This is a genomic window from Agathobaculum sp. Marseille-P7918, from assembly GCF_900625105.1.
Classification (GTDB): domain Bacteria; phylum Bacillota; class Clostridia; order Oscillospirales; family Butyricicoccaceae; genus Agathobaculum.
Map to the genome: position 1 here is coordinate 70,115 of NZ_UYYD01000011.1, position 9,305 is coordinate 79,419.

Annotated in this window: 14 protein-coding genes; 8 read left to right on the forward strand and 6 right to left on the reverse strand. The window is 55.6% G+C overall.

Features of this window, described 5'->3' with window-relative positions; genetic code table 11:
* Positions 1-22 precede the first annotated feature (22 nt).
* Positions 23-196, forward strand: a complete 174-nt coding sequence (locus tag EJL02_RS12305) for a FeoB-associated Cys-rich membrane protein (protein ID WP_125116660.1) — start codon at positions 23-25, stop codon at positions 194-196.
* 115 nt (positions 197-311) lie between these two features.
* Positions 312-1,166: a LysM peptidoglycan-binding domain-containing protein gene (locus EJL02_RS12310; protein WP_125116661.1), complete on the forward strand. Its 855-nt coding sequence runs from the start codon at positions 312-314 to the stop codon at positions 1,164-1,166.
* Between the two features lie 27 nt (positions 1,167-1,193).
* Here EJL02_RS12310 and EJL02_RS12315 read toward each other — a convergent pair whose 3' ends face one another.
* The 5 genes from EJL02_RS12315 to EJL02_RS12335 form a co-directional block, all read right to left on the reverse strand.
* Positions 1,194-2,744, reverse strand: a complete 1,551-nt coding sequence (locus EJL02_RS12315) for a recombinase family protein (RefSeq protein WP_125116662.1) — start codon at positions 2,742-2,744, stop codon at positions 1,194-1,196.
* Between the two features lie 131 nt (positions 2,745-2,875).
* Positions 2,876-4,036, reverse strand: coding sequence for a DUF4236 domain-containing protein (locus tag EJL02_RS14350; RefSeq protein ID WP_206426976.1), 1,161 nt, complete (start codon positions 4,034-4,036; stop codon positions 2,876-2,878).
* Between the two features lie 158 nt (positions 4,037-4,194).
* Positions 4,195-5,103 carry a BRCT domain-containing protein gene (locus EJL02_RS12325; protein ID WP_125116663.1) on the reverse strand — a complete coding sequence of 303 codons (909 nt, stop codon included), beginning with the start codon at positions 5,101-5,103 and terminating at the stop codon, positions 4,195-4,197.
* 117 nt (positions 5,104-5,220) lie between these two features.
* Positions 5,221-5,595 carry a zinc-ribbon domain-containing protein gene (locus EJL02_RS12330; protein ID WP_125116664.1) on the reverse strand — a complete coding sequence of 125 codons (375 nt, stop codon included), beginning with the start codon at positions 5,593-5,595 and terminating at the stop codon, positions 5,221-5,223.
* Between the two features lie 206 nt (positions 5,596-5,801).
* On the reverse strand, positions 5,802-6,146 hold the full coding sequence (locus EJL02_RS12335) for a helix-turn-helix transcriptional regulator (RefSeq protein ID WP_125116665.1): 345 nt from the start codon (positions 6,144-6,146) through the stop codon (positions 5,802-5,804).
* Between the two features lie 148 nt (positions 6,147-6,294).
* On the opposite strand from EJL02_RS12335, the gene EJL02_RS12340 reads away from it, so the two are divergent.
* Positions 6,295-6,648, forward strand: a complete 354-nt coding sequence (locus EJL02_RS12340; RefSeq protein WP_125116666.1) for a hypothetical protein — start codon at positions 6,295-6,297, stop codon at positions 6,646-6,648.
* Positions 6,649-6,997: 349 nt separating this feature from the next.
* Entirely contained in the window at positions 6,998-7,204 is a 207-nt protein-coding gene (locus tag EJL02_RS12345; RefSeq protein ID WP_125116667.1) for a helix-turn-helix domain-containing protein, read from the forward strand.
* A gap of 60 nt (positions 7,205-7,264) precedes the next feature.
* Here EJL02_RS12345 and EJL02_RS12350 read toward each other — a convergent pair whose 3' ends face one another.
* Entirely contained in the window at positions 7,265-7,684 is a 420-nt protein-coding gene (locus tag EJL02_RS12350) for a hypothetical protein (protein WP_125116668.1), read from the reverse strand.
* 110 nt (positions 7,685-7,794) lie between these two features.
* Between EJL02_RS12350 and EJL02_RS12355 the strand changes: the two genes are divergently transcribed.
* From EJL02_RS12355 to EJL02_RS12370, 4 genes are all read left to right on the forward strand, one after another.
* Entirely contained in the window at positions 7,795-8,247 is a 453-nt protein-coding gene (locus EJL02_RS12355; RefSeq protein ID WP_125116669.1) for a helix-turn-helix transcriptional regulator, read from the forward strand.
* 40 nt (positions 8,248-8,287) lie between these two features.
* Positions 8,288-8,518 carry a hypothetical protein gene (locus EJL02_RS12360; RefSeq protein WP_125116670.1) on the forward strand — a complete coding sequence of 77 codons (231 nt, stop codon included), beginning with the start codon at positions 8,288-8,290 and terminating at the stop codon, positions 8,516-8,518.
* Positions 8,519-8,599: 81 nt separating this feature from the next.
* Positions 8,600-8,866: an AbrB/MazE/SpoVT family DNA-binding domain-containing protein gene (locus EJL02_RS12365; protein ID WP_125116671.1), complete on the forward strand. Its 267-nt coding sequence runs from the start codon at positions 8,600-8,602 to the stop codon at positions 8,864-8,866.
* Between the two features lie 138 nt (positions 8,867-9,004).
* On the forward strand, positions 9,005-9,305 hold a 301-nt coding region (locus EJL02_RS12370), incomplete at its 3' end, for a helix-turn-helix domain-containing protein (protein WP_164510337.1).

Below are 9,305 nucleotides of genomic sequence, written 5' to 3' on the forward strand. Positions count from 1 at the left end.
AAAGCCGAAGGAGGCGAAACAGATGTCAACCGTGATCGTAGGCCTGTTGGTGGCGCTGCTGGTGTTCTTTGCGGTGCGCTCGGTGGTGCGTCAGTCCAAGTCGGGCGGATGCAGCGGATGCGGCGGCGGCTGCGCCGGGTGCAGCGGCAGCTGCGGCTGTCATGCCGACCTGCCTCCCAAAGAGCACAAACCATAAACAACGCATGATTCCGGCCGTCCGGCGCGTTACGCGCCGGGCGGCTTTTGTCTGTCCGCGCGCGGTCACGGACGGACAGCATGCGGCATAGATTGGGGGGAAAGGTGGTTTTTCTATGGTGATTCATGTTGTTCAGCCGGGGGATTCCCTGTACCGTATCGCCCAGACCTACCATGCGCCATTGCAGCTGATGATCCAGCAAAATGAGCTGCGCGAGCCGTACCGGTTAACGCCCGGGCAGACGGTCGTCGTGCCGCAGCCCGTGCAGGTGCATACCGTGCGGCAGGGGGAAACGCTGTCCGGCATCGCCGCGCAGCACGACACGACCGTGCTGGCGCTCTGGCAAAACAATCCGCAGCTGGGCGGCGGCGACCGCATCTGGCCGGGGCAGACACTGGTGGTCTCCTACGGGCCCAAGCTGGGCACGTTTGCAGTCAACGGTTATGCCTATCCCAACATTGACCAGCGCGTTTTGCGCAAAACGCTGCCCTATCTGACGTACTTATCCGTATTTTCCTATGGCTTTGACAGCCTCGGCCGCATCCTGCCGCAGAACGCGGAGGCGATTACGCGTCTGGCGCGGCAATATGGCGTGCTGCCGCTGCTCGTGCTGACCACGCTCGGCGAGGACGGCCAGTTTTCCAGCGCGCGGGCGCAGCAGCTGCTGCGCGACCCGGTCGCACGCGGTGCGCTGATCGAAAACCTTGCCCAGACCATCGCGGCGCAGGGCTTCGCGGGCGTGGACATCGATTTTGAGTACATCCCGTCCGAGGATGCGGCGGCTTATGCCGACTTTGTCCGCGCGGTGCGCACGCGGCTTGAGCCGTCCGGGCTGACCGTCATGGTCGCGCTCGCGCCCAAGACCTCGGCCGATCAGCCGGGCCTGCTGTACGAGGCGCACGACTATGCCGCGCTCGGCGCCGCGGCGGACGACGTACTTTTGATGACGTATGAATGGGTAATTTTATGATACATATATTTGACCGGGTATGGTTTGCTACTCGAACCGCCGCTCGATTTGGATGTAGATGGTCGCGTCGCCGGCGCTGCGCTCGGCGGCGTTTTTTTCGTAGGTGATGCGGCTGACCACGCTTTTGAGCAGATCATTGCGCGCGCGGGCGGTCGGGGCGCTGGGATAGGCCTCGATCACATGCTCCAGCCGCGGCCGCATGGCAGGCGCGCCGCGGCGCTCCTGATCGATCGCCAGCGCGCGGGCGCTGGCCTTGGCGAGTGTGCGGTCCAGCTCGGCGAGCTGGCTGTCCAGTTGGCGGCGGCGCGAGACGAAGTACTCGGGCGTGTAGACCTCCTGCTCGACCAGCTCGGCGGCGCGGTCGAGCTGTGCGCGCAGCTTGCGCTGGGCGGCGTGGATCGCGCGGATCTCCTCGTGCGCCTGCGCGGCGCGCGCGTCCAATTCGCGCTCGACCGAGTTCTGGTGGTCGATGTCCACCTCGTACTCATTGAGCCACAGCCGCAGCGCGTGCAGCACCGCGTCCTCCACGTCCGCGCAGAACGAGCTGACGTTGTGGCAGTCCGCCCAACGGCAGTCCAGCCGCCCGGTGCAGGGCGGGGCGGCGGCCGGTGCGCCGTAGGTCATCACATGGCCGCACTTGGCGCAGTACAGCAGGCCGACAAACGGGTTTTTCAGCTCGTGGCCTTTTTTGAGCGGCAGGCCGGGTGTGTTGTCCAGCAGGCGCTGGACGGTGTTGAATTCCTCGTCGCTGACGAGCGCCTGATGCAGGCCGCGTGCCTTGACGTAGTCGTCCACATAGCGGCGCGGCTTGGTCAGCACGCCGTCGCGCACGGTGGGCTGCGCGGCCTTGCGGCCCCACGTCACATAGCCCGCGTACAGGCAGTTGCGCAGCACGTTGTGCACCGACTGGGCGCTCCACGCGATGCCGGCCGTGGTGCGCTCGCCGCGCGCGTTGAGCCGGCAGGCAATGACGTAACAGCCGATACCTTGCAGGCGCAGGTCGAAGATCTCGCGCACGATCGCGGCCTGCGGCGGGTTGGGCTCGAGCGTGTAGCCCTTGCCGTCCCGCACCTTGACGCGGAAGTAGCCGTAGGGGTCGGTTTTGCCCATGTACTTGCCCTCTTTGACCGAGGCGATGCGCCCGGCGATCATGCGGCGTTTGATGGTCTTGTACTCACGGCGCGACATGAACAGGCCGAACTCGAAGTATTCCTCGTCGAATTCGTTGGCGGGGTCGTAGGTCTTGGCCGGGGTGATGATGCGCGTGCCCGAATATTTGAACGCCTGCGCGACAATGCCTTGGTCGATGCTGTCGCCGCGGGCGAGACGCTCGATCTCCATGACTAGCACGCCGTCCCACTGGCCGGCCTCGACCTCGGCCAGCAGCCGCTGCATCTGCGGGCGGGCGGCGATGGTCTCGCCCGAGACGATCTCCTCGTAGATTCCGCCGATCTCCAGCCCCATGCGGCGCGCAAGCGCGAGCAGCGCGGTGCGGTGCCGGGCGAGGGTTTCGCCCTCGCCGCGGGCTTCGGCCTCGGCGTCCGCGCGTGATTTTCTCAAATAGATCAGATATGCCATGTAATCACCTTTTTTCAGTATATGGGGCGGGGAAGTGGTTAAAAACAGAACAAATGTTCGCTTTCCGCGGGTGTAAAAATGCAGACCACAACAAAACGGTGTTCGGTTGTGGTCTGCGGGGTTTATATGTATCAGCCGCCGGCGCACTTCTTGCACGGTGTCAGACCTCTGTTTTGTGCTTCCTGCAGCGTGGCTTCGGTTGCGTTCTTTCCGGCGCAGCTGGCGGAATAATGATACCGCTTGCCGGTGGGCGTGACGTAGACCATCTGAGAATTGGTCTGCGCTGCAGCAGCCTGCTCAGCGGCCTGCTGCTCGGCTGCGGCTTGCGCGGCAGCTGCTTGTTCGGCGGCTTTACGTTCTGCCTCCGCTTGTGCGGCAGCAGCCTCTTCCGCAGCTTTACGCGCTGCTTCTTCCTCCGCCGCCTTGCGTGCCGCTTCCTCTTCGGCAGCCTTGCGCTCGGCTTCGGCCTTCGCGGCCGCTTCCGCCGCCGGATCGGTGACGCTCATTTCAAGCACGGGCGCCTGCACGTTGTTGGTCTGACAGGTGATGGAAACGTCACCCGCTGCCTGCGGTGTAATCAGGCAATTTACAATACCGTTCTCGATCGAGGTAATCTCGACAGTGGCTACGGCGGGGTCCGAGCTTTCGCAGGTGATGCTGCTGGTGGATGCGTCCGCCGGTTCGTACTTGAACGAGATGCTGGTCGGTTCAGGTACCTCTAACTGGCTGGGGACCAATCCATCCGGCGAGATCTTGTTGATCGGGTCGGGCGTCAATGCGCCAGCGGCAGCCAGTATGACAAACGCTATGGTTATGACGATCTGCCATCGCCGACGAAATGGCGCGGTAGGTGCTTGTCCGGTTTGACTTTCAAGCTGCCGTGCACGCTTTTGCAGCATGATACAGCCGATTGCGGTGAACACCAATCCGCCGACAATGGTCGCGACGGACAGCAGCAGGCCGAAGGCGATCAGCAGGATGCCGAGCACCTTGAGCAGCGTCATCGTGCCGCCCGGTTTGTTGGGTTTTTCGGGCTGCGGCTGTGATGCCGGCAGCGGTGGCTGCGAGGAGGGCGGCTCTTTGCCGCCACCCGAACCAGATCCGCCGATCTTGCTGGTTTTCACATAGCTGATTCCGGTGCCGGGGATGCCGACCGACTTTGTGACGCGGCCGGAACTGTTGACCGACACGCGCGCACCCTTGACGCCCGCCGAGATGCCGACGCTCTTTTTTCCGAGGTTGAGCCGTACGCCGGGTGCGATTTTGATGCTTTTTCTAAAACGAAAGCCCATGATGATCCCCCTATCTTGTGAAAAATATCATCGATCTTTCGCAAATTATATCATATTTGGTTGAATTTTACAATAAAAGAAACAAATGTTCGACAAGAATCGACAAAAAGTTAGCAGACCACAACAAAACAGTGTTCGGTTGTGGTCTGCCGGGGAGATTAAACGATACCGGCTTCTGCGTCGTCAACAGCATCCCAGAAGTCGTTTTCATTGACGATCATCACATGGGCACCCTGTTTACGAAGGTTCATTGCTTCTTCGATTTTTCGGCCATAGCAGGCATACGCCCAGCAAGGATTGCCGGAGTTACCCACAACAAGATAATCGGTTTTGCTGGAAACGGATTTTTTTGCCTTTCCGCCAAGTTCGGTTACCTTCTCAAGCAGGTCTTTTCGTTGACCACGGTTGAACTCGCCGGTAAAGCAGAAGGATTTGTCTTGGAACGTGATTTCAGGGCAGGACGCACAGATACCGGCAACACAATATTGTTCACGCAGGTTGACATATTCCTGCTCGGTAAGGTTCAGGGAGTCTTTAAACTCAATGATCGTGCTCAGGAAAGCCAGCAGTGTATTGCGTTCGTCCTCTGTGATTTTATGGTCAGCCATAATGGAAGAAAGCAGGCTGTTGATTTCATCAAAAGGATATGTACCGGTCAGAAACTCATTGGCGTTGATCCATGAATACAATGCCTTGATCTCTGCGTCACCCAATTCGTTGTCAGCCATCATGCCGTGAACCATGCCGGCGAGGAACTGGATCGACGAGGTGATCTCGTCATAGTATTTGCCACTGGAGGCAAAGCTGCTGCACACCCATAGAATGTCCTTGGCTTCTTCATCGGTAATCCTGCCATCAGCGCATGCATTTTCAACAATGGGGAGGATTTCGGAAAAAGGGTGTCGATCACGCAGCGGCGCATGCAGCTCGCACCAGTGCGCCAGTTCAGCGATCTCGTCGGCCTGCACGGTCGTGTCGGTGGCGATGCCCGCGACGATACCGCGCAGTGTATTGATGGCCTTGTGCAGTTCCGCCGGGCCAGTAAACATACGATAGTCCAGAGCCATAAATATCCCCCTTGCAGATTGACAAAATTAGCCAATCTTGTATAATGATGTCGGAGGATTGTGTGAAACACTCCACTTTTGCCCGTTCCGGTGGTAGCGCACCGGAGCGGGTATTTTTTAATGTTCAAAAATGTTGGTTACAATTTTGCCGGTGATACGATTCCAACTCAGTTCAACAACCGTATTTTTCTGAAGATCAATATCCAACTGGGCAGAACGCAGTGAGCACTTGAAAAGCAGGCGGTGTTTTCCGGGCTGCAATTGTACGGATTCTGTGTGTCCATTTTCTACGCTCAAATAAGTTGTGTTGTCGATGGTAACTTTGATGGGTGGGCTGGCTAAAAAGACCTGACTTGCACGATCAATTGTCAGTGTGTACAAAGTCGGATTGCTTTCCTGTGCAGGCAAAGATGTGTCATTGGTTGGTGATCCGCAAGCGGGGCAAAAACAACTGTCGTCGGGAATTGGCTTCCCACATTTTCGGCAAAACATGTAGCACCTCGTTTACTGGGAGGGTGTCCAATTTGAACACCAGCATTTCGTGAGTGATATACAATATATTGATTGACCCTTGCCAAAATCCAAGATGTGGTGTATTATCGGAAATACAAACACTTGTTCGATTTTGGGAGGGCGAGCGATGCAGTACGAAAAAGAACTTTTAGAAGTGATACGCTCCAGCAAGGATAAAGAGGTACTTATTTCTTTTGCTCGTCAGCTCTGCGAATCGCTTCTGCTTTCACAGCCTGAAGAACGAATGCCTTCTGATCGTCCGTCAGTTTCCTAAAATCAACCAATAGTTCAGCTTCATCTGCACTCAAACCCGCGTCCTCATAGGAGGGCGCTTTTTTTATGTCCGTATTGCCGAGAATGTAATCTACGGTGGTATCAAAATAATCAGCCAACTTTATCAGAATATCATTGTCCGGCTGATAGTTTCCGGTTTCATATCCCGAAAGAGCTGCTTGACTAACACCAAGTATTTTGCTCAACTCAACTTGTTTGAGCTCTTTTCCCTTGCGTAGTTCCTTAATGCGATTCATATTATCACCATTTACATAATATCAGAAAAATTGATATACAAACAGGCGAATTTCGTAAACTTGAAAAAAAGATTGACATATCAAGATAGTTGATATATAATATGAATCACAAAATATAAGCAAACTTGATATAAGGAGGCGAGAGGGAATGAAACCATTCGATGAATCTAAACTGAATGCAATCGACCGCTTGGGGCTTGCATATTGCCGCTTGTGTGGATGGCAATGGGATGAATTATTAGGGCCGAAACCGCTTGGCTTTGATGCATTGCCGAATGTCGACTGCAGAAAGTTTCGGATGCTTCGAAAACCAATGCGGACAAAGTACAAAATCATTGCCCCGAAAATCCGCGCAATCGAAACCTTGATCGGCCAAGCAAATGCCAACCGATGCTGGTGGATATTTAAGCTTGGCAGAACAGAAGAAGAGTGGCGCGTTTGGTATTCAACCGGGGAATATGAAAGACTTTATAAATGCCGCGAGGGATATAGCGAGCGTTAGCCAAGCCCGGATTTCTTTGAGTTTTGCAGCATGCTCCCGTTGTTTGATGTTTTCCAGTTCATCTTTACCGGCAAGTGTAATGCAGAACTTAGAACGGAGCTTGACTTCTGTGCTCTGGTCAGTTGCTTGCGGGTCAGGTTCTATGAACCCATTTTGAAGTAGGTATTTAAAATGGGGTACAAAAAGGTGTACGGATTTGTTACAAATCACAGAAAGGTCACTGACACTCAAAGATGTGCGCTCTGTGAAACAGCGCAGCACTGCAAGTGAAGTAGAATTCATAGCCTTATCTCCTTTCCCATAAATTCTACCACAGGGGACAGGAAAACGCCAGAAAGGGGTGAGAAACATGAAAAGCATCAAGCGATACCGTGAAGCGCGCGGCATCAAGCAGGTCGAGCTGGCAGCACACTTCGGTGTGGCGCAGCCGACTGTAGTCAAGTGGGAAAGCGACGGCGCGTACCCGCCCAGCCGGGTGATGCCCGAGCTGGCAGCCTTCCTCGGCTGCACGATCGACGAGTTGTACGCGGACGAACCGGAAAAGGAGGCGGGGTAAGTGGAATATTCGACAATTCAGTCTTTAACAGTCGCAATAGGTTCTTGGATGTGTGCATTATTATCCTTGATAATTTTGCTTTTTGCGATTCGTAATCGGCCATAGTTTCCTTTGAGGCCGATCTTTTTCTAAGTCAGCACGCATAGATAAGTTGAGTTTATCGATTAGATCCAATGGGTTCTGGTGTTCTTTGTCATTTTGCATGTCATTTAGGCAAAGGATAACCTCGTCCATACAGCACGCGGTCTCATCAGAGCAGAAAAGCGATGCTTCATAGCATGCGGCAAGTAGCTGACTTACAGAGATTTTGCGATTGGCAAATGCAAATGCCTTAATAAAGAAGTTCCGATAGGCATTGACTTTTTGTTGGAAGTAGACATCAAAATAATGCATCTTTGCATTACTTTGTATCGTAATAGCAGCAACAATAAGCGAGAAGAAGGACAATATCCAAGGAATAATTATAGTTGCTATTTGCATAATTCACACGTCCTTTCCCCTGAATTTTACCACAGGGGACAGGAAAACACCAGAAAAGGGCATCACCAACCTTATGCCCGCATTATACCACCCCGAAAGGAGGGAATACCATGAACCCAGAGTATCAAAATGCGTGGAAAACTGCCCGCGAAAAGGCCGGTTTGACGCAGGAAGCGGCCGCCGAGCTGGTGGACGTGTCGGCTAAGTCGATCGGCTACTACGAATCCGGCGCGCGGCACATGACGCCGCAGGTCGCCGCGCAGCTGGCCGACGCCTACCATGCACCGTGGCTGCGCAACCTGTACTGCACGGAATGCCCGATCGGCAGTCACCGCAGTCTGCCGACCGAACCGGCTGATCTGCGGGAGGCATCCATCGGCGCGCAGTGCGATTTCCGCGCGGAGGAAATCGGCAAGCGCTTGGACCGGCTGCTGGAGATCGCAAGGGACGGGCGGGTGGACGAGATCGAGATGCCGGAATTTGTGGCGATCTGTGATCGGTTCCGCGAGATGCAATATTCGTTGGCAAAGTTTGAACTGCTGGTTGAAATGCTTCGTAAGTGACCAAGCCCGCATGAATACAATACCCAGAGGAGGTGCGTCGATGGAAGAAAAGAAACGCAAGCTGGTCATGGAGCAGGCGTTCACGCTGAAAAGCGGCCGCAAAGCGGTCTGCCAGATCTACGATACCGAGGATACCGTGCCCAAGTCCAACATCGAGGAGCACAAGAAGTGCGTAGACCACATGAAGGAGGTTGCCGCGAACATCTTTGTGCGTGCGGAACTGGAAAAACAGAAAAAGGAAAGCGCCCAGAGCGGTGAGGGCCGCAACTGAGCGCAAATCAAATAACTGTACTTAAAGGATACCGGAAAAACCCGGCGCTGTCAAGCGGCTGCGCCGGGGAAAGGAGAAAACATGAAATACACAGGTATTGTGCGCAAGGTGGACGAGCTGGGGCGCATTGTTATTCCCAAGGAACTGCGCCGCACAATGGGCATCGACACCGGCAGCGCTCTGGAAATTTGCACGGAAGAGGACCGCATCATATTGCGCAAGTACACACGCGGCTGCACGCTGTGTGGCAGCGATGACGTACTGCTCGAGCTGCCAAATGGCCGGGCGGTCTGCGCGTCGTGCGCTCGCATGACCGCGTCGAATCTGGGCACGGAGGTGCGGCGATGATCTACGCTGTGATCGCCCTGCTGGGGGTAGGCTGCGCCTACCTCGGTCTTGGCATGCTGGTGGACAGGCTGCTGGTGCAGCCGATGAAAAGGCGGTGGCGCAGGTGATCGCGCCGGACAAGAGAGGAGGCGGCGCTTGATGCCAAGTCCAAGCTATTTTTCCATCCTGACCGCGGACGTGCGCTATGACGAGCGCCTGTCCGATTTTGCAAAGCTGCTGTACAGCGACATCACGGCGCTGTGCAACAAGAAGGGCTATTGCGACGCCACCAATGACTATTTCGCCACGCAGTTTGGAAAATCCAAGCGCACCATCAGCGCGACGGTGGGTGTGCTCGCAGACACGGGTTATATCTGCATCGAGGTCGAGCGGGACGCGAAGGGTGCGGTCACCGCGCGCAAAATCTGGGTGCAGGCAAACGCGCGCGCCGCCGCGGAAA

What these genes read in the sequence shown, in the direction of transcription:
- EJL02_RS12345 (WP_125116667.1), top strand. Translation starts at nt 6,998, where the DNA reads ATGAAAAGCATCAAGCGATACCGTGAAGCGCGCGGCATCAAGCAGGTC.
- EJL02_RS12305 (WP_125116660.1), top strand. Translation starts at nt 23, where the DNA reads ATGTCAACCGTGATCGTAGGCCTGTTGGTGGCGCTGCTGGTGTTCTTT.
- EJL02_RS12355 (WP_125116669.1), top strand. Translation starts at nt 7,795, where the DNA reads ATGAACCCAGAGTATCAAAATGCGTGGAAAACTGCCCGCGAAAAGGCC.
- EJL02_RS14350 (WP_206426976.1), bottom strand. Translation starts at nt 4,036, where the DNA reads ATGGGCTTTCGTTTTAGAAAAAGCATCAAAATCGCACCCGGCGTACGG.
- EJL02_RS12310 (WP_125116661.1), top strand. Translation starts at nt 312, where the DNA reads ATGGTGATTCATGTTGTTCAGCCGGGGGATTCCCTGTACCGTATCGCC.
- EJL02_RS12365 (WP_125116671.1), top strand. Translation starts at nt 8,600, where the DNA reads ATGAAATACACAGGTATTGTGCGCAAGGTGGACGAGCTGGGGCGCATT.
- EJL02_RS12360 (WP_125116670.1), top strand. Translation starts at nt 8,288, where the DNA reads ATGGAAGAAAAGAAACGCAAGCTGGTCATGGAGCAGGCGTTCACGCTG.
- EJL02_RS12335 (WP_125116665.1), bottom strand. Translation starts at nt 6,146, where the DNA reads ATGAATCGCATTAAGGAACTACGCAAGGGAAAAGAGCTCAAACAAGTT.
- EJL02_RS12315 (WP_125116662.1), bottom strand. Translation starts at nt 2,744, where the DNA reads ATGGCATATCTGATCTATTTGAGAAAATCACGCGCGGACGCCGAGGCC.
- EJL02_RS12340 (WP_125116666.1), top strand. Translation starts at nt 6,295, where the DNA reads ATGAAACCATTCGATGAATCTAAACTGAATGCAATCGACCGCTTGGGG.
- EJL02_RS12330 (WP_125116664.1), bottom strand. Translation starts at nt 5,595, where the DNA reads ATGTTTTGCCGAAAATGTGGGAAGCCAATTCCCGACGACAGTTGTTTT.
- EJL02_RS12350 (WP_125116668.1), bottom strand. Translation starts at nt 7,684, where the DNA reads ATGCAAATAGCAACTATAATTATTCCTTGGATATTGTCCTTCTTCTCG.
- EJL02_RS12325 (WP_125116663.1), bottom strand. Translation starts at nt 5,103, where the DNA reads ATGGCTCTGGACTATCGTATGTTTACTGGCCCGGCGGAACTGCACAAG.